Origin of the sequence: Mesorhizobium sp. M5C.F.Cr.IN.023.01.1.1 (assembly GCF_003997585.1) — a bacterium.
In the GTDB taxonomy this organism is placed as follows: Bacteria; Pseudomonadota; Alphaproteobacteria; order Rhizobiales; family Rhizobiaceae; genus Mesorhizobium; species Mesorhizobium wenxiniae.
Window position 1 is genome coordinate 19,505 of sequence record NZ_RZSU01000033.1, and the last position, 16,552, is coordinate 36,056.

Here is a 16,552-nt window from a genome sequence, read left to right on the forward strand (position 1 = left end):
GCTCCTTACAGCACTTCAGGCGCGAGCGAGATGATCTTCATGTGGTTCTTGGCGCGGAGTTCGCGCGGAACCGGTCCAAAGATACGCGTGCCGATCGGCTCTTTCTTGTTGTCGACGAGAACGGCCGCGTTCTTGTCGAAACGGATCACGCTGCCGTCCGGGCGGCGGATGTCCTTGGCCGTGCGAACCACGACCGCCTTCATCACATCGCCCTTCTTGACGCGGCCGCGCGGGATGGCTTCCTTGATCGACACCACGATGATGTCGCCCACGGAAGCGTATTTCCGCTTCGAGCCGCCCAGCACCTTGATGCACATGACACGACGGGCGCCGGAATTATCCGCGACGTCGAGGTTTGTTTGCATCTGAATCATGACTGGCCGCCTTCTTCTCTTCTAACGGGACGGGTTCTTCACCCTTCCCCGGTCTGTCCAAAATTCGTTTCGTTTGCCCTGATCAGGCCTGGTCCGAAGACACGACGGTCCAGCGCTTGTCCTTGGAAATCGGCTTCGATTCCTGGATGAACACCTGATCGCCAACCTTGTGGGCGTTGTTCTCGTCGTGCGCCTTGTATTTCTTGGTCATGCGCACGGTCTTCTTCATCACGGGATGCGTGAAGCGCCGTTCGACCTTGACGACAACCGTCTTCTCGTTTTTGTCGCTGACGACGGTGCCCTGCAGAATGCGCTTTGGCATGGTTTTCGTCCTTAAGCCTTCTTAGCCGCGGACTTTTCCGCAGCGATGGTCTTGATACGCGCAATGTCCTTGCGGACCTGCCTCACGCGCGCGGTCTTCTCGAGCTGGCCGGTGGCCTTCTGGAAGCGCAGGTTGAACTGCTCCTTCTTCAGGCTGGCCAATTCGTCGGTCAGCTGGTCCTGGGTCTTGGTCCGGATGTCTTCGGCTTTCATGATCAGCCCGTCCTTATTCTGCGATGCGCTGAACGAAGCGCGTCCTGACCGAGAGCTTGGCCGCGCCGAGACGCAGCGCCTCACGGGCGGTTTCCTCATTGACGCCGTCGATCTCGAACATGATGCGGCCGGGCTTGACGCGCGCCGCCCAGTAATCGACCGCGCCCTTGCCCTTGCCCATGCGGACTTCGGTCGGCTTCGACGTCACCGGCACGTCCGGGAAGACACGGATCCAGACGCGGCCGGCGCGCTTCATCTCGCGGGTGATCGCGCGGCGAGCCGCCTCGATCTCGCGCGCGGTGACGCGGTTCGGCTCAAGCGCCTTCAGCCCGAAACCACCGAAATCCAGATTGGTGCCACCCTTGGCGGCACCATGGATACGGCCCTTGAACTGCTTGCGGAACTTTGTGCGCTTTGGCTGCAGCATCGTTCTAACTCCAAATTCTCAACTGTCTCAGGCGTTTTCGCGACGGCGACCGCGTTCGCGCTCACCACCACCGCCATGCGCATGATCGCCCTCGGTGGCGCGGCGCTCCGAAGCCATCGGATCGTGCTCGAGGATTTCGCCCTTGAACACCCAGACCTTGACGCCGCAGATGCCGTAGGCGGTGTGTGCTTCGGCCGTGCCGTAGTCGACGTCGGCGCGCAGCGTATGCAGCGGCACGCGACCTTCGCGGTACCATTCCATGCGCGCGATCTCGGCGCCGCCGAGACGGCCGGCGCAGTTGATGCGGATGCCTTCGGCACCGAGGCGCATCGCCGACTGCACGGCGCGCTTCATGGCGCGGCGGAACGCGATGCGGCGCTCGAGCTGCTGGGCGATTGACTGGGCGACCAGCGTGGCATCGATCTCGGGCTTACGCACTTCGACGATGTTCAAATGCGTCTCGGACTTCGTCATCTCCATCAGCTTCTTGCGAAGCTTCTCGATGTCGGCGCCCTTCTTGCCGATGATCAGGCCCGGACGCGCCGCATGGATGGTGACGCGGCACTTCTTGTGCGGACGCTCGATCACAACCTTCGAAATCGCAGCCTGCTTGAGTTCCTTCTCAAGGTACTTGCGGATCTTGATGTCCTCATGCAGCAGCTGGCCGTACTCGCCGGTGTTGGCGAACCAACGCGAATCCCAGGTACGGTTGATGCCGAGACGCAGACCGATCGGATTGATTTTCTGGCCCATTATGCGGCCTCCCCTTTTTCTTCGACTTCACGAACGACGATCGTGAGGTGCGAGAACGGCTTCTCGATACGGCTGGCGCGACCACGGCCACGGGCATGGAACCGCTTCATGACGATCGACTTGCCGACATAGGCTTCCGCCACGATCAGCGCATCGACGTCGAGGTCGTGGTTGTTTTCCGCGTTGGCGATCGCCGATTCCAGCGTCTTCTTGACCGTGCCGGAAATCCGCTTGGCCGAGAATTCGAGATCGGAAAGCGCTGTCGCGACCTTCTTGCCGCGGATCAGCGCGGCAACCAGGTTCAGCTTCTGCGGGCTGATACGGATCGTGCGCAACACGGCGCGCGCTTCGTTATCAGCAAGCCTGCGCGGAGCTTTGGCCTTGCCCATGATTATTTCCTCTTCGCCTTCTTATCCGCGCCATGACCGTAATAGGTCCGGGTCGGAGCGAATTCACCGAACTTGTGGCCGACCATGTCTTCGTTCACCGAAACGGGAACGTGCTTCTGGCCGTTGTAGACACCGAAGGTGAAGCCGACGAACTGCGGCAGGATGGTGGAGCGACGGCTCCACATCTTGATCACCTCATTGCGACCACCTTCACGAACCTTGTCCACCTTCTTGAGAAGGTAGCCGTCAATGAAGGGGCCTTTCCAAATCGAACGAGTCACTTGGCGTTACCTCTTCTTAGCTCTTGCGCTGATGGCGCGAGCGCAGGATGAACTTGTCGGTCGCCTTATTGGACCGCGTCTTCTTGCCCTTGGTCGGCTTGCCCCAAGGCGAAACCGGATGGCGGCCACCGGAGGTGCGGCCTTCGCCGCCGCCATGCGGATGGTCGACCGGGTTCATGGTCACGCCGCGATTGTGCGGACGTTTTCCCCGCCACACCGTGCGGCCTGCCTTGCCGTCATTGATGTTGCCGTGGTCCGGGTTGGACACGGCGCCGACAGTGGCCATGCACGAACCGTGGACGACACGCTGCTCGCCTGAGTTCAGGCGCAGGATCGCCATGCCCTGGTCACGGCCGACGAGCTGGGCATAACCGCCAGCCGAACGGGCAACCTGGGCGCCCTTGCCCGGCTTCAGCTCGATGTTGTGGACGATCGTGCCGACCGGCATCGAGGCCAGCGGCATCGCATTGCCCGGCTTCACGTCGACCGCTTCGCCGGCCACGATCTTGTCGCCGGCAGCAAGACGCTGCGGAGCGATGATGTAGGACAGCTCGCCATCGTCATACTTGATCAGCGCGATGAAGGCGCTGCGGTTCGGATCGTATTCGATACGCTCGACAGTTCCGACAATGTCGAACTTGCGGCGCTTGAAGTCGATGATGCGGTACGTACGCTTGTGACCGCCGCCGATGAAGCGGGCCGTGATGCGGCCGTAATTGTTACGGCCGCCCGACTTGGTCAGGCCTTCTGTCAAGCCCTTGACGGGCTTGCCCTTGTAGAGGCCCGAGCGATCGACGATGACCAACTGGCGGGTGCTCGGCGTTATCGGGTTGAATTTTTTCAGTGCCATGTTTGTTGTCCTCGCGGTCTTGCTCAGAGGCCCGTCGCGACGTCGATCGACTGGCCGTCGGCCAGTGTCACGATCGCCTTCTTGACGTCGCTCTGGCGGCCGATCGTGCCGCGGAAGCGCTTGATCTTGCCCTTGCGGACAAGCGTGTTCACGGCCATCACCTTGACGCCGAACAGCGCTTCGACGGCAGCCTTGATTTCCGGCTTCGACGCCTTCTTGGCGACGTTGAAGACGACCTGGTTCTGCTCGGAAGCCATGGTCGACTTTTCGGTGATCGCCGGCGAGACGATCACGTCGTAGTGACGAAGGTCGGTCATTTGAAGCGCTCCTCGAGAGCCTCGACGGCGGCCTTCGAAAGGACCAGCGTGCCGCGGCGCAAAATGTCGTAGACGTTGATGCCCTGGATGGGCAGCACGTCGATGTTCGGGATGTTCGTCGCCGCCAGCTTGAAGTTCTTATCGAGCTCGGCGCCACCGATCACCAGGGCATTGGACAGGCCCAGCGTCGCGAAATTCGCGATCAGCGCCTTGGTCTTGGCCTCGGTCAGCATCAACTCGTCGATGATGATGAGCGACGCGCTCTTGGCCTTGGCCGAGAGAGCATGCTTGAGACCCAGCGCGCGCACCTTCTTCGGCAGGTCGTGCTCGTGGCTGCGAACGACCGGGCCGTGGGCCTTGCCGCCGCCGCGGAACTGCGGAGCGCGTGCCGAATGGTGGCGGGCGCGGCCCGTACCCTTCTGCTTGTACATCTTGGCGCCGGTGCGGGCGATCTCGGCGCGACCCTTGGTCTTGTGCGTGCCCTGCTGCTTCTTGGCAAGCTGCCAGCGCACGACGCGCTGCAGGATGTCCTCGCGCGGATCAAGGCCGAAAATCTCCTCGGAGAGTTTCACCTTGCCGGCGTCCTTGCCGCCAAGCGTTGTGATCTTGAGGTCCATTATTCCGCTCCCTCTGTGGCCGGGGCATCTACTGTGGCCGGGGCATCGTTCTTGGCGCCATCACTGGTTGCAATGGCGCGGATTGCGGCGGGCTTCGGCGCATTGGCCGGCAGCGCAAATTTCGCCGCGTCGCGGACCAGGATCCACGCGCCCTTCGAACCGGGAACCGCGCCGCGGATCAGGATCAGGCCGCGATCGGCGTCGGTCGAGACGACCTCGACATTCTGCGTGGTGACGCGGGTGTCGCCCATGTGGCCGGCCATATGCTTGCCCTTGAACACCTTGCCCGGGTCCTGGCGCTGGCCGGTCGAGCCGTGCGTACGGTGCGAGACCGAGTTGCCGTGGCTCGCGCGGCCGCCGCCCATGTGGTGCCGCTTGATAACGCCCTGGAAACCCTTGCCGATCGTGGTTCCCGTCACATCAACCTTCTGGCCGGCGACGAAATGATCGACAGTGATCTCGGCGCCGACATCGATCATGTTGTCGGCGGAGACACGGAATTCGGCAACCTTGGCCTTCGGCTCGACGGAAGCAGTCGCGAAATGGCCGCGCATCGCCTTCGACGTGTTCTTCACCTTGGCAAGGCCAACGCCGAGCTGGACGGCGGTATAGCCGTTCTTCTCCTGCGTGCGCTGCGCCACGACCTGGCAGTTCTCCATCTGGAGAACAGTGACGGGAACATGTTCCCCGGCATCGTTGTAGATGCGGGTCATTCCCACCTTCTTTGCAATCACACCTGAACGCATCGGTTCAATTCCTTTAGAGTTCCCTGTCGGGGCTGTCGCCCCTCCACGCCTCTTGTTCCTTCAGAGTTCCGGGTCGCCCCGCGCCTCTGGTTCCTTAAAGCTTGATCTCGACGTCGACACCGGCGGCAAGATCGAGCTTCATCAAAGCGTCGACTGTCTGCGGGGTCGGATCGACGATATCGAGCAGACGCTTGTGCGTGCGCATCTCGAACTGCTCGCGGCTCTTCTTGTCGACGTGAGGCGACCGGTTGACCGTGAACTTTTCGATCCGCGTCGGCAGCGGAATGGGGCCGCGGACGTTGGCGCCGGTGCGCTTGGCCGTCGACACGATTTCCCGCGTCGAGGCGTCAAGCACCCGGTGATCAAACGCCTTCAGGCGGATGCGGATATTCTGTCCGTTCATGCGTCACTTCCTTGTTCTGGCGCGGCGCGGGCAGCGCCCGCGACAGATCGGTTTAAGTCCAAATTACTCTTTGATGGTGACGACGATGCCGGCACCGACGGTGCGGCCGCCTTCACGGATGGCGAAGCGCAGCTTCTCTTCCATGGCGATCGGCACGATCAGCTCGACATCGACGGTGATGTTGTCGCCAGGCATCACCATCTCGGTGCCTTCCGGCAGCGACACGATGCCGGTCACGTCGGTCGTGCGGAAATAGAACTGCGGACGGTAGTTGGTGAAGAACGGCGTGTGACGGCCGCCCTCGTCCTTGGTCAGGATGTAGGCTTCGGCGACGAACTTCTTGTGCGGCTTGACCGTGCCGGGCTTGGCCAGAACCTGGCCGCGCTCGACACCTTCGCGGTCGACACCGCGCAAGAGCGCGCCGATGTTGTCGCCGGCCTGGCCCTGGTCGAGCAGCTTGCGGAACATCTCGACACCGGTGCAGGTCGTCTTGGTCGTCGGACGGATGCCGATGATCTCCAGCTCCTCGCCGACCTTGACCACGCCGCGCTCGACGCGACCGGTCACCACCGTGCCGCGGCCCGAAATCGAGAACACGTCCTCGATCGGCATCAGGAACGGCTTGTCGAGCGGACGAACCGGCGTCGGGATGTAGTCGTCGACCGCAGCCATCAATTCGCGGATCGAATCCTAGCCGATCTTCTTGTCGGAGTCTTCAAGTGCGGCAAGTGCCGAACCCTTGACGATCGGAATGTCGTCGCCGGGGAACTCGTTCTTGGTCAACAGCTCACGCACCTCGAGCTCGACCAGCTCGAGCAGCTCGGCGTCGTCGACCTGGTCGACCTTGTTCAAAAACACCACGATCGACGGCACGCCGACCTGACGGGCCAGCAGGATGTGCTCGCGGGTCTGCGGCAGCGGGCCGTCGGCGGCCGACACAACCAGGATCGCGCCGTCCATCTGCGCGGCACCGGTGATCATGTTCTTCACATAGTCGGCGTGGCCGGGGCAGTCGACATGGGCGTAGTGGCGGTTGGCCGTCTCGTATTCGACATGCGCCGTCGAGATGGTGATGCCGCGCGCCTTCTCCTCGGGCGCCGCATCGATCTGGTCGTAGCGCTTGTATTCGCCAAAATACTTGGTGATCGCCGCCGTCAGCGACGTCTTGCCATGATCGACATGGCCAATCGTGCCGATGTTCACATGAGGTTTTGTACGCTCGAATTTACCTTTTGCCATGTGATGTCTCCATTCCTGCTCGCCCGTACGGGCTTTGAATTAAGTTAGCGCTGCAACCCCTTCAGGTTACGCGTATTTCTTCTGGACTTCCTGAGCGACCGCGGTCGGCACCGGCTCGTAATGATCGAACTGCATCGTGTAGGCCGCGCGGCCCTGGCTCATCGAGCGCAAATTGTCGACGTATTTGAACATGTTGGCGAGCGGCACCATTGCGTTGACAACCACCGCCACGCCACGCGCTTCCTGGCCTTGAATCTGACCGCGACGGCCGTTCAGATCACCGATGACGCTGCCGACGTAATCTTCGGGCGTCACGACTTCGACCTTCATGATCGGCTCGAGCAACTGCACGCCAAGCTTGGGCGCCGCTTCACGGAAGCAGGCACGGCCGGCGATTTCGAAGGCGAGCACCGAGGAGTCGACATCGTGGTAGGCGCCGTCGATCAGCGTCGCCTTGACGCCGATCATCGGGAAGCCGGCGAACGGGCCAGAGGTCATGACGCTGTTGATGCCCTTTTCGACGCCGGGGATGTATTCCTTCGGCACAGCGCCGCCGACGATCTTGGATTCGAACACGAATTCGCTGCTTTCCGGATTTGGTTCGAACAGGATCTTGACACGGGCGAACTGGCCGGTGCCGCCGGTCTGCTTCTTGTGGGTGTAGTCCTGCTCGTGCCTGCGGGTGATCGTCTCGCGATAGGCCACCTGCGGCGCACCGACATTGGCCTCGACCTTGAACTCGCGACGCATGCGGTCGACGATGATGTCGAGGTGGAGTTCGCCCATGCCGGAGATGATCGTCTGACCGCTTTCCTCGTCGGTCTTGACGCGGAAGGACGGATCCTCGGCGGCCAGGCGATGCAGCGCAAGGCCCATCTTTTCCTGGTCGTTCTTGGTCTTCGGCTCAATCGCGATCTGGATGACCGGATCGGGGAACTCCATGCGCTCGAGGATGACCGGATGCAGCGGATCGCAGAGCGTGTCGCCAGTCGTCGTGTCCTTGAGGCCGGCCAAAGCGACGATGTCGCCGGCGAAAGCCTCTTCGACGTCAGCGCGCGAATTCGCATGCATCTGCAGCATGCGGCCGATGCGCTCCTTCTTGCCCTTCACCGTGTTGTCGACCGAGATGCCCTTGGTGAGCTTGCCCGAATAGATGCGGGCAAAGGTGAGCGAGCCGACGAACGGGTCGTTCATGATCTTGAAGGCGAGCATCGACAGCGGCTCGCTGTCGTCGGCGTGACGCTCGATCTCGGCGTCGGTCTTTGCATCGACGCCCTTGATAGCCGGCACATCGGCCGGCGATGGCAGATATTCGACGACTGCGTCGAGAAGCGGCTGCACGCCCTTGTTCTTGAAGGCCGAGCCGCAGAACATCGGGTAGAACTTCACCGCGATGGTGCCCTTGCGGATCAGAGCGCGGATCTCGTCATTGCTGGGCATCTTGCCTTCGAGGTAATTCTCGAGCGCCGTCTCGTCCATTTCGACGGCGGCCTCGATCATCTTCTCGCGATATTCTTCCGCACGAGCCCTGAGGTCATCCGGGATCTCGACGACGTCCCAAGCGGCGCCCAGCGTCTCGTCGCGCCAGACCAGCGCGTTCATCTCGACGAGATCGACGACGCCCTTGAACTCGGTCTCGGCGCCAATCGGCAGCTGCATGACGACGGCCTGCGCACCGAGGCGCGAGCCGATCATTTCGACCGAGCGATAAAAATCTGCGCCGATCTTGTCCATTTTGTTACAGAAGATCATGCGCGGCACGCGATACTTGTCGGCCTGGCGCCAGACGGTTTCCGTCTGCGGCTCGACACCGGCATTGGCGTCGAGCAGCGCAATGGCGCCGTCGAGCACGCGCAGCGAACGCTCGACTTCGATGGTGAAGTCGACGTGGCCGGGAGTGTCGATGATGTTGAAACGGTGCATCTTGCCGTCACGACCTTTCCAGAAGGTCGTGGTCGCGGCGGACGTGATGGTGATGCCGCGTTCCTGCTCCTGTTCCATCCAGTCCATGGTGGCAGCGCCGTCGTGGACTTCGCCGATCTTGTGCGACTTGCCCGTGTAGTAGAGGACGCGCTCGGTGGTCGTCGTCTTGCCGGCGTCGATATGCGCCATGATACCGAAATTGCGGTAGTCTTCGATTTTATATTCGCGGGCCATGGGAGGTGCCTTTTCAGTCTCGTTCGCGCTTTACCAGCGGTAGTGCGCGAAGGCGCGGTTGGCTTCTGCCATCTTGTGGGTGTCTTCACGCTTCTTGACGGCGGTGCCGCGGTTGTTGGCCGCGTCCATCAGCTCGCCGGAGAGGCGGTCGACCATCGTGGTCTCGTTTCGGTTGCGGGCAGCAGCGATCAGCCAGCGGATGGCCAGCGCCTGACGGCGCTCGGGGCGCACATCGACCGGAACCTGGTAGGTGGCGCCACCGACGCGGCGCGAACGCACTTCCACATGCGGCGCGACATTGTCGAGCGCCTGATGGAAGACGGTGACCGGCTCCTGCTTGGTCTTGGACTGGACCTGGTCGAGCGCGCCGTAGACGATGGTCTCGGCAACCGACTTCTTGCCGTCATACATGACGGCATTCATGAACTTGGTGACGATCAGATCGCCGAACTTCGGGTCCGGATTGATCTCACGCTTTTCTGCACTGTGACGACGGGACATTTTTTCTCTGCCTCAATTCTGCGTGGTGGCCTGGACCCCGGATCGTCGCCTGGCGCCGCCCGGGATGACCTTGGCTACGCTTCGGTCACTTCGGACGCTTGGCGCCGTATTTCGAACGGCGCTGCTTGCGGTTCTTCACACCCTGCGTATCGAGCACGCCGCGGATGATATGATAGCGGACACCCGGAAGATCCTTGACGCGGCCGCCGCGGATCATCACCACGGAGTGTTCCTGAAGGTTGTGGCCTTCGCCGGGGATGTAGCCGATCACTTCAAAACCATTGGTCAGGCGAATCTTGGCCACCTTGCGCAGCGCCGAGTTCGGCTTCTTCGGCGTCGTTGTGTAGACGCGCGTGCAGACGCCCCGCTTCTGCGGGTTCTGCTGCATGGCCGGGACCTTGTTGCGCTTCACCGGCGCAATGCGCGGCTTGCGGATCAGCTGGTTGACGGTAGGCATTAAACCCTCTTGTCTCTCAATTCCGTGTCTCGCCCGGTCAGGGCCGCTCAAAGCGTCATTTCCATACGCAAATTCGGGCCACAAACCGCGCCTCGCGGTCATGCCCGAACAAATGGCAGAGGAAGCGGAAGCCGCTTCATGCACGCCGGAAATGTCTTTTCGCTCGTAAAACGAACCCTGTTTGAGGCAAACTCCAAAGCGTGTCGCTTCGGAAGTGAGAGCCTCACATCGGTTCTGACTGGCCGGCTTCTACTCGCAAGCCTGTTGCCCGTCAACCCCGGAGCGCCAAATATTACGCTGAAACCGAGGCTTGGCAGCCATGCGAAACGCGCATGTAATTTTCTTTCGCCATTTTGCAAGGGGAAGGAAGAAAGTGACCGGCTTTCGGCTGTTGCGCAGCCATACTTCATGCGAAAAAGGCGGCATGAACAGCGCAAATCCCCTCGCCCGGAGGAATCGGCCCGTGAACGACAATGACGAGCGCCCGGTCACCATCATTACCGGCCGGGCATGGAAAAGGAAGGGCGGCAAGCCAGAAGGCGTCCACCTCATGCTGGTCGCGCCTGACGACGATTCGGCGGTGCGCCGGGCGCTCGAATCGCTCGCGGCCGAAGGTTATGCCGAGGCGGAGCTCGACCAGATCGGCGACCTGGACGGCGTGCCCGACGAAGAGCCACACCTGTCGGCCTATCAGGGTGCGCTCGAAGGCGAAGTGTCGATCGTCACCTTCGACGTGCCGGTCTGAAGCAAGGGCCAGTCTGAAGCAAGGGCCAGTCTGAAGCAGCGCCGATCTGATTCGGGGTCCGTCTGAAACGAAGCCGATCTCGGCGGTCTGCGGGCAAGCTCCCGAGGCTTGCCCGGCATCGGTTCTCTGCTAGAACCATTCGCTGCTGACAGCCAGCGCATCCAATCTGCGGAGTCTCCATGTCTAGGAATAGCGTCCCCATTAAGCTCGGCATCGTCGGGGTAGGAAAGATCGTCCGCGACCAGCATCTGCCGGCCTTGGCGAAGGACCCGGCCTATCGTCTCGCCGCCGCCGCCAGCCGGCACGGCAAGGTGGAAGACATCCCGAATTTCCCAACCATCGAGGCGATGCTCGACGCGGTGCCGGAGCTCGATGCCGTGTCACTCTGCATGCCGCCGCAGTTTCGCTATGACGCCGCACGGACAGCGCTGGCAGCGAAAAAACATGTCTTCCTGGAAAAGCCGCCCGGCGCCACGGTCAGCGAGGTCGAGGATTTGAAGGCGCTAGCGGTCGCGAACGGCGTCTCGCTGTTCGCCAGCTGGCATTCGCGCTATGCCCCGGCAGTCGAGGCTGCGCGCGATTTTCTCGGCTCGACCACTATCAGATCGGCAGCCATCAACTGGAAGGAGGACGTGCGCCGATGGCACCCGAACCAGGACTGGATCTGGGCTCCTGGCGGCTTCGGCGTGTTCGATCCCGGCATCAACGCGCTGTCGATTGCGACCCACATATTGCCGGCGATGTTCATCACCTCGGCAATTCTCGATTTTCCCGAAAACCGCGCGGCCCCGATCGCGGCACACATCGCCTTCCGCACCTCGAACGGCTTGCCGGTGACGATGGAACTCGACTGGCGCCAGACCGGCCCGCAAAGCTGGGATATTCTGGCCGAGACGGACAAGGGCGCGATGGTGCTTTCGGGGGGCGGGTCAAAACTCGCGGTCGACGGCGGCGTCGTTCATGATGAACCGGAAGCGGAGTATCCGATGCTCTACAAGCGCTTCGCCGAGATCGTGCGCGCCGGCGTGTCCGACGTCGACCTCGCCCCGCTACAGCACGTCGCAGACGCCTTCATGCTCGGCAAGCGCAATGTGGTGGAAGCGTTTTTCGACTGAGGCCTACAGGGTTATGAGCGAGCCTTCGCCCGGATTCTCGTAACCTGCAATCGAAGCGCTGCCCCTCATCTGGCTGCCGCCATCTTCTCCCCCTATAGGGACGGGGAGAAGGACGCCGTCATCGATGGTTTCGCCAATCGCCAGCGCCGCAAGAAGGGGGCCAAGGTTGCGGCCAGCCCCTTCTCCCCGTCACTATACGGGGAGAAGATGCCGGCAGGCAGATGAGCGGCAGTGCCGGGCGATCGAAATAGGGCACCCATTTGGTGCCGGCTCCACTCTATCGTCACAATGTAAGATCGCAACTTCACTTTGAGCAGCAAAGAAAAAGCCGCCGGGTTGCCCCGACGGCTTTGTTGCCTGAGATCTGTACCGCCGCGCTTACTGCGCGGCGGAAGCCATGTCGGTCAGCATCGGATCGGCGACCTCGACGCCCGATGCCTTGCGGCGCTCGTCGATGATCAGCTCGTCGCGCGAGGTGGCAATGCGCCGGATCTGGCTCATCGTGCCGCCGGTGCCGGCCGGGATGAGACGGCCGACGATGACATTTTCCTTCAGCCCCTGCAGCATGTCGGTCTTCCCGGCAACCGCCGCTTCGGTCAGCACCCTAGTCGTCTCCTGGAAGGAGGCGGCCGAGATGAAGGACGGCGTTTGCAGCGAGGCCTTGGTGATGCCCAAGAGCACCGGCTGGCCTTCGGCCGGCTTCTTGCCGTCCTCGACCAGGCGCTCGTTGACCTCTTCCAGCTCGATCACGTCGACGTGGTCGCCCGGAATGTAGGTCGAGTCGCCCTGCGCAGTGATCTCGACCTTCTGCAGCATCTGGCGAACGATCACCTCGATGTGCTTGTCGTTGATCGACACGCCCTGCAGACGGTAGACCTCCTGGATCTCGTTGACGAGGTAGGACGCAAGCGCCTCCACGCCCTTGATCGCCAGGATGTCGTGCGGCGCCGGATTGCCGTCGAGGATGTAGTCGCCCTTCTCGATGACGTCGCCGTCCTGGAGATGGAACGGCTTGCCCTTCGGGATCAGGTATTCGACCGGCTCAAGCGTCGAGTCATGCGGCTCGATGATAATGCGGCGCTTGTTCTTGTAGTCGCGGCCGAAGCGGATCGTGCCGTCGATCTCGGCGATGATGGCGTGATCCTTCGGACGACGTGCCTCGAACAGTTCGGCAACACGCGGCAGACCGCCGGTGATGTCCTTGGTCTTGGCGCTTTCCATCGGGATACGCGCCAGCACGTCGCCGGGGCGAACCTGTGCACCCGGCTCGACCGAAAGAATGGCCTCGACCGAGAGCAGGAAGCGAGCGTCGCCGCCCTTCGACAGTTTGCCGACCTTGCCCTTGGTGTCCTGGACGACGATCGCCGGCTTGAGATCGTTGCCGCGTGGCGTCGAACGCCAGTCGATGACCTCGCGCTTGGTGATGCCGGTCGATTCGTCGGCCGTTTCCTGGACGGAAATACCATCGACCAGATCCTCGAACGCCACCTTGCCCTCGATTTCGGTGAGGACCGGGCGGGTATAGGGATCCCACTCGGCGATGCGCTGGCCGCGCTTCACCTTGTCGCCATCGTCCACGAAGATGCGCGAACCATAGGTGACACGGTGCGTGGCGCGCTCCTTGCCGGCCTCGTCGAGGATCAGCACCGCCATGTTGCGGCCCATGACCATCTGCTGGCCGTCGGAGTTGCGCACCACGTTGCGGTTGCGGATCTCGACCTTGCCCTCATACGAGGCTTCAAGGAACGAACTGTCCACCACCTGCGCCGTACCGCCCATGTGGAAGGTACGCATGGTGAGCTGGGTGCCCGGCTCGCCGATCGACTGCGCCGCGATGACGCCGACAGCCTCGCCCTGATTGACCGGGGTGCCGCGGGCCAGATCGCGTCCGTAGCAGACCGCGCACACACCGACCCTGACATCGCAGGTCAGCGCCGAGCGGATGCGGACCGACTGGACGCCGGCCTGTTCGATCTGCTCGACGTCGCGCTCGTCCATCAGCGTTCCGGCCTTCACCAGAACCTCACCCGTGACCGGATGAGTGATGTCGTCGAGCGCAGTGCGGCCGAGAACGCGCTGGCCCACGGAAGCGACGACCTGGCCGGCATCGACGATCGGCTGCATGGTGAGGCCCTTGTCGGTGCCGCAGTCGACGGAGTTGACGATGCAGTCCTGCGCCACGTCGACCAGCCGACGGGTGAGGTAACCCGAGTTCGCCGTCTTCAAGGCGGTGTCGGCCAGACCCTTACGGGCGCCGTGGGTCGAGTTGAAGTACTCGAGCACGGTCAGGCCTTCCTTGAAGTTCGAGATGATCGGCGTCTCGATGATTTCACCGCTAGGCTTGGCCATCAGGCCGCGCATACCGGCAAGCTGGCGCATCTGCGTGGGCGAGCCGCGCGCACCGGAGTGCGACATCATGTAAATCGAGTTCATCGGCTTTTGACGGCCATTATCCTCGAACTCGACCGCCTTGATGCGGGCCATCATCTCGTCGGCGACCTTTTCCGAGCACTTGGCCCAGGCGTCGACGACCTTGTTGTACTTCTCGCCCTGCGTGATCAGGCCGTCATTGTACTGCTGCTCGTATTCCTTGGCCAAAGCCTCGGTGTCGGAGACCAGCTTGATCTTGGCATCCGGGATCAGCATGTCGTCCTTGCCGAACGAAATGCCGGCGCGGCAGGCGTGGCTGAAGCCGAGGGCCATGATGCGGTCGCAGAAAATGACCGTCTCCTTCTGACCGCAATGGCGATAGACGGTGTCGATCATCTTGGAGATGTTCTTCTTGGTCATCTCCTGGTTGGCGGTCTCGTACGGCACGTTGACGTTCTTCGGCAGAAGCTCGCCGATGATCATGCGGCCGGGCGTGGTGTCGTAAATCTTCGACACGACCTTGCCGTCCGCATCGACCGTGCGGAAGCGGCCCTTGATCTTGGAGTGCAACGTCACCGCCTTGGTCTCGAGCGCGTGCTGGAGTTCGCCCATATCGGCAAACACCATGCCCTCGCCCGGCTCGTTCTGGTTGACGATCGAGAGATAGTAGAGACCCAGAACCATGTCCTGCGACGGCACGATGATCGGCGCGCCGGAAGCCGGGTGCAGGATGTTGTTGGTCGACATCATCAGCACGCGGGCTTCGAGCTGCGCTTCCAGCGACAGCGGCACGTGAACCGCCATCTGGTCGCCGTCGAAGTCGGCGTTGAAAGCCGTGCAGACCAGCGGGTGAAGCTGGATAGCCTTGCCTTCGATCAGGATCGGCTCGAACGCCTGGATGCCGAGGCGGTGCAGCGTCGGCGCACGGTTCAAGAGCACCGGATGCTCGCGGATGACCTCGTCGAGGATATCCCAGACCTCCGGACGCTCCTTTTCGACCAGCTTCTTTGCCTGCTTGACGGTCGAGGAATAACCCTTGGCGTCGAGACGGGCATAGATGAAGGGCTTGAACAGTTCGAGCGCCATCTTCTTCGGCAGGCCGCACTGGTGCAGCTTGAGCTCCGGGCCGGTCACGATGACCGAGCGGCCGGAATAGTCGACGCGCTTGCCGAGCAGGTTCTGGCGGAACCGGCCCTGCTTGCCCTTGAGCATGTCGGACAGCGACTTCAGCGGACGCTTGTTGGCGCCGGTGATGACGCGGCCGCGACGGCCATTGTCGAACAGCGCGTCGACGGCTTCCTGCAGCATGCGCTTTTCATTGCGCACGATGATGCCGGGCGCACGCAGCTCGATCAGCCGCTTCAGGCGGTTGTTGCGGTTGATGACGCGGCGATAGAGATCGTTGAGATCGGACGTGGCGAAGCGGCCGCCGTCCAGCGGAACCAGCGGGCGCAGGTCCGGCGGGATCACCGGAACCACCTTCATGATCATCCATTCCGGACGGTTGCCGGACTCCATGAAATTCTCGACGACCTTGAGCCGCTTCAGATACTTCTTCTGCTTGAGCTCGGACGTGGTCGAAGCCAGCTCCGAACGCAGGTCGCCGGCGATCTTTTCCAGGTCCATGCCGGCCAGAAGGTCGTGGATGGCCTCGGCGCCGATCATGGCGGTGAAGCTATCTTCGCCATATTCGTCGACGGCCATCATGTACTCTTCCTCGCTGAGGAGCTGGTGCTCCTTCAGCGCGGTGAGGCCAGGCTCGGTGACGATGTAGTTCTCGAAGTAGAGAACGCGCTCGATGTCCTTCAGCGTCATGTCGAGCAGCGTGCCGATACGCGACGGCAGCGACTTCAGGAACCAGATATGGGCGACGGGCGCGGCCAGTTCGATATGGCCCATGCGCTCGCGGCGGACGCGCGACAGCGTGACTTCGACGCCGCACTTCTCGCAGATGACGCCCTTGTACTTCATGCGCTTGTACTTCCCGCACAGGCACTCGTAGTCCTTGATCGGACCGAAAATGCGCGCGCAGAACAGGCCGTCACGCTCCGGCTTGAAGGTGCGGTAGTTGATGGTCTCCGGCTTCTTGATCTCGCCGAACGACCAGGACAGAATCTTCTCAGGGCTGGCGAGCGAGATCCGGATGGAATCGAACACCTGCGCAGGCGCCTGGGGATTGAAGAGATTCATGACCTCTTGGTTCATGCCGTTCTCCTTTTCGGGGTCCTCGAAAACCCCTTGTCATCTAGCGCGGGCCAAACGCCCGCCGACTTGGTC

Annotated in this window: 18 protein-coding genes and 1 pseudogene; 2 read left to right on the forward strand and 17 right to left on the reverse strand. The window is 62.1% G+C overall.

Annotation, left to right across the window (positions count from 1 at the left end; translation table 11 throughout):
• Window positions 1-5: 5 nt before the first annotated feature.
• The 16 genes and pseudogenes from rplN to rpsL form a co-directional block, all read right to left on the reverse strand.
• Window positions 6-374: a 50S ribosomal protein L14 gene (gene rplN / locus EOA78_RS15425; protein ID WP_006205457.1), complete on the reverse strand. Its 369-nt coding sequence runs from the start codon at window positions 372-374 to the stop codon at window positions 6-8.
• Between the two features lie 82 nt (window positions 375-456).
• Window positions 457-696, reverse strand: a complete 240-nt coding sequence (gene rpsQ, locus EOA78_RS15430; protein ID WP_023799288.1) for a 30S ribosomal protein S17 — start codon at window positions 694-696, stop codon at window positions 457-459.
• Between the two features lie 11 nt (window positions 697-707).
• Entirely contained in the window at window positions 708-908 is a 201-nt protein-coding gene (rpmC, locus tag EOA78_RS15435) for a 50S ribosomal protein L29 (protein ID WP_023799289.1), read from the reverse strand.
• Window positions 909-921: 13 nt separating this feature from the next.
• On the reverse strand, window positions 922-1,335 hold the full coding sequence (gene rplP / locus EOA78_RS15440; RefSeq protein ID WP_127315880.1) for a 50S ribosomal protein L16: 414 nt from the start codon (window positions 1,333-1,335) through the stop codon (window positions 922-924).
• A gap of 27 nt (window positions 1,336-1,362) precedes the next feature.
• Window positions 1,363-2,088, reverse strand: coding sequence for a 30S ribosomal protein S3 (gene rpsC / locus EOA78_RS15445; protein ID WP_029352216.1), 726 nt, complete (start codon window positions 2,086-2,088; stop codon window positions 1,363-1,365).
• Window positions 2,088-2,477, reverse strand: coding sequence for a 50S ribosomal protein L22 (rplV, locus tag EOA78_RS15450; protein WP_006205462.1), 390 nt, complete (start codon window positions 2,475-2,477; stop codon window positions 2,088-2,090). The genes rpsC and rplV overlap by 1 nt, the downstream gene beginning before the upstream one ends.
• Window positions 2,478-2,479: 2 nt before the next feature.
• Window positions 2,480-2,758 (reverse strand): 30S ribosomal protein S19, encoded by a 279-nt coding sequence (rpsS, locus tag EOA78_RS15455; RefSeq protein ID WP_006205463.1) that lies wholly within the window; start codon window positions 2,756-2,758, stop codon window positions 2,480-2,482.
• Window positions 2,759-2,774: 16 nt separating this feature from the next.
• The gene (rplB, locus tag EOA78_RS15460; RefSeq protein ID WP_029352208.1) at window positions 2,775-3,608 is read right to left on the reverse strand and encodes a 50S ribosomal protein L2; all 834 of its coding nucleotides are present in this window, start codon (window positions 3,606-3,608) and stop codon (window positions 2,775-2,777) included.
• 23 nt (window positions 3,609-3,631) lie between these two features.
• Window positions 3,632-3,925, reverse strand: coding sequence for a 50S ribosomal protein L23 (locus tag EOA78_RS15465; protein ID WP_010909275.1), 294 nt, complete (start codon window positions 3,923-3,925; stop codon window positions 3,632-3,634).
• A complete protein-coding gene (gene rplD / locus EOA78_RS15470; RefSeq protein WP_065008704.1) occupies window positions 3,922-4,542 on the reverse strand; it encodes a 50S ribosomal protein L4 in 621 nt (206 codons plus the stop codon). The genes EOA78_RS15465 and rplD overlap by 4 nt, the downstream gene beginning before the upstream one ends.
• On the reverse strand, window positions 4,542-5,288 hold the full coding sequence (gene rplC, locus EOA78_RS15475; RefSeq protein WP_127315881.1) for a 50S ribosomal protein L3: 747 nt from the start codon (window positions 5,286-5,288) through the stop codon (window positions 4,542-4,544). Before rplC ends, rplD begins: the two co-directional genes overlap by 1 nt.
• A 94-nt stretch (window positions 5,289-5,382) precedes the next feature.
• Window positions 5,383-5,691, reverse strand: a complete 309-nt coding sequence (gene rpsJ, locus EOA78_RS15480; RefSeq protein ID WP_006205468.1) for a 30S ribosomal protein S10 — start codon at window positions 5,689-5,691, stop codon at window positions 5,383-5,385.
• A 63-nt stretch (window positions 5,692-5,754) separates the two neighbouring features.
• A pseudogene (gene tuf / locus EOA78_RS15485) lies at window positions 5,755-6,930 on the reverse strand (elongation factor Tu).
• Between the two features lie 66 nt (window positions 6,931-6,996).
• On the reverse strand, window positions 6,997-9,087 hold the full coding sequence (gene fusA / locus EOA78_RS15490) for an elongation factor G (protein WP_127315882.1): 2,091 nt from the start codon (window positions 9,085-9,087) through the stop codon (window positions 6,997-6,999).
• Between the two features lie 30 nt (window positions 9,088-9,117).
• Window positions 9,118-9,588: a 30S ribosomal protein S7 gene (rpsG, locus tag EOA78_RS15495; RefSeq protein ID WP_008875664.1), complete on the reverse strand. Its 471-nt coding sequence runs from the start codon at window positions 9,586-9,588 to the stop codon at window positions 9,118-9,120.
• Between the two features lie 85 nt (window positions 9,589-9,673).
• Window positions 9,674-10,045 carry a 30S ribosomal protein S12 gene (gene rpsL / locus EOA78_RS15500; RefSeq protein ID WP_006333356.1) on the reverse strand — a complete coding sequence of 124 codons (372 nt, stop codon included), beginning with the start codon at window positions 10,043-10,045 and terminating at the stop codon, window positions 9,674-9,676.
• Between the two features lie 463 nt (window positions 10,046-10,508).
• Between rpsL and EOA78_RS15505 the strand changes: the two genes are divergently transcribed.
• A complete protein-coding gene (locus tag EOA78_RS15505; RefSeq protein ID WP_127315883.1) occupies window positions 10,509-10,790 on the forward strand; it encodes a transcriptional regulator in 282 nt (93 codons plus the stop codon).
• 179 nt (window positions 10,791-10,969) lie between these two features.
• A complete protein-coding gene (locus EOA78_RS15510) occupies window positions 10,970-11,905 on the forward strand; it encodes a Gfo/Idh/MocA family oxidoreductase (protein ID WP_127315884.1) in 936 nt (311 codons plus the stop codon).
• A gap of 378 nt (window positions 11,906-12,283) precedes the next feature.
• Here EOA78_RS15510 and rpoC read toward each other — a convergent pair whose 3' ends face one another.
• Window positions 12,284-16,480 (reverse strand): DNA-directed RNA polymerase subunit beta', encoded by a 4,197-nt coding sequence (gene rpoC, locus EOA78_RS15520; RefSeq protein WP_127315885.1) that lies wholly within the window; start codon window positions 16,478-16,480, stop codon window positions 12,284-12,286.
• Window positions 16,481-16,552 lie beyond the last annotated feature (72 nt).

What these genes read in the sequence shown, in the direction of transcription:
- rpsC (WP_029352216.1), bottom strand. Translation starts at nt 2,088, where the DNA reads ATGGGCCAGAAAATCAATCCGATCGGTCTGCGTCTCGGCATCAACCGT.
- rpmC (WP_023799289.1), bottom strand. Translation starts at nt 908, where the DNA reads ATGAAAGCCGAAGACATCCGGACCAAGACCCAGGACCAGCTGACCGAC.
- rplB (WP_029352208.1), bottom strand. Translation starts at nt 3,608, where the DNA reads ATGGCACTGAAAAAATTCAACCCGATAACGCCGAGCACCCGCCAGTTG.
- EOA78_RS15465 (WP_010909275.1), bottom strand. Translation starts at nt 3,925, where the DNA reads ATGACCGACCTTCGTCACTACGACGTGATCGTCTCGCCGGCGATCACC.
- rpsJ (WP_006205468.1), bottom strand. Translation starts at nt 5,691, where the DNA reads ATGAACGGACAGAATATCCGCATCCGCCTGAAGGCGTTTGATCACCGG.
- rplV (WP_006205462.1), bottom strand. Translation starts at nt 2,477, where the DNA reads ATGGGCAAGGCCAAAGCTCCGCGCAGGCTTGCTGATAACGAAGCGCGC.
- rplP (WP_127315880.1), bottom strand. Translation starts at nt 1,335, where the DNA reads ATGCTGCAGCCAAAGCGCACAAAGTTCCGCAAGCAGTTCAAGGGCCGT.
- rpoC (WP_127315885.1), bottom strand. Translation starts at nt 16,480, where the DNA reads ATGAACCAAGAGGTCATGAATCTCTTCAATCCCCAGGCGCCTGCGCAG.
- rplD (WP_065008704.1), bottom strand. Translation starts at nt 4,542, where the DNA reads ATGGACCTCAAGATCACAACGCTTGGCGGCAAGGACGCCGGCAAGGTG.
- rpsG (WP_008875664.1), bottom strand. Translation starts at nt 9,588, where the DNA reads ATGTCCCGTCGTCACAGTGCAGAAAAGCGTGAGATCAATCCGGACCCG.
- rpsQ (WP_023799288.1), bottom strand. Translation starts at nt 696, where the DNA reads ATGCCAAAGCGCATTCTGCAGGGCACCGTCGTCAGCGACAAAAACGAG.
- rplC (WP_127315881.1), bottom strand. Translation starts at nt 5,288, where the DNA reads ATGCGTTCAGGTGTGATTGCAAAGAAGGTGGGAATGACCCGCATCTAC.
- rplN (WP_006205457.1), bottom strand. Translation starts at nt 374, where the DNA reads ATGATTCAGATGCAAACAAACCTCGACGTCGCGGATAATTCCGGCGCC.
- EOA78_RS15510 (WP_127315884.1), top strand. Translation starts at nt 10,970, where the DNA reads ATGTCTAGGAATAGCGTCCCCATTAAGCTCGGCATCGTCGGGGTAGGA.
- rpsL (WP_006333356.1), bottom strand. Translation starts at nt 10,045, where the DNA reads ATGCCTACCGTCAACCAGCTGATCCGCAAGCCGCGCATTGCGCCGGTG.
- fusA (WP_127315882.1), bottom strand. Translation starts at nt 9,087, where the DNA reads ATGGCCCGCGAATATAAAATCGAAGACTACCGCAATTTCGGTATCATG.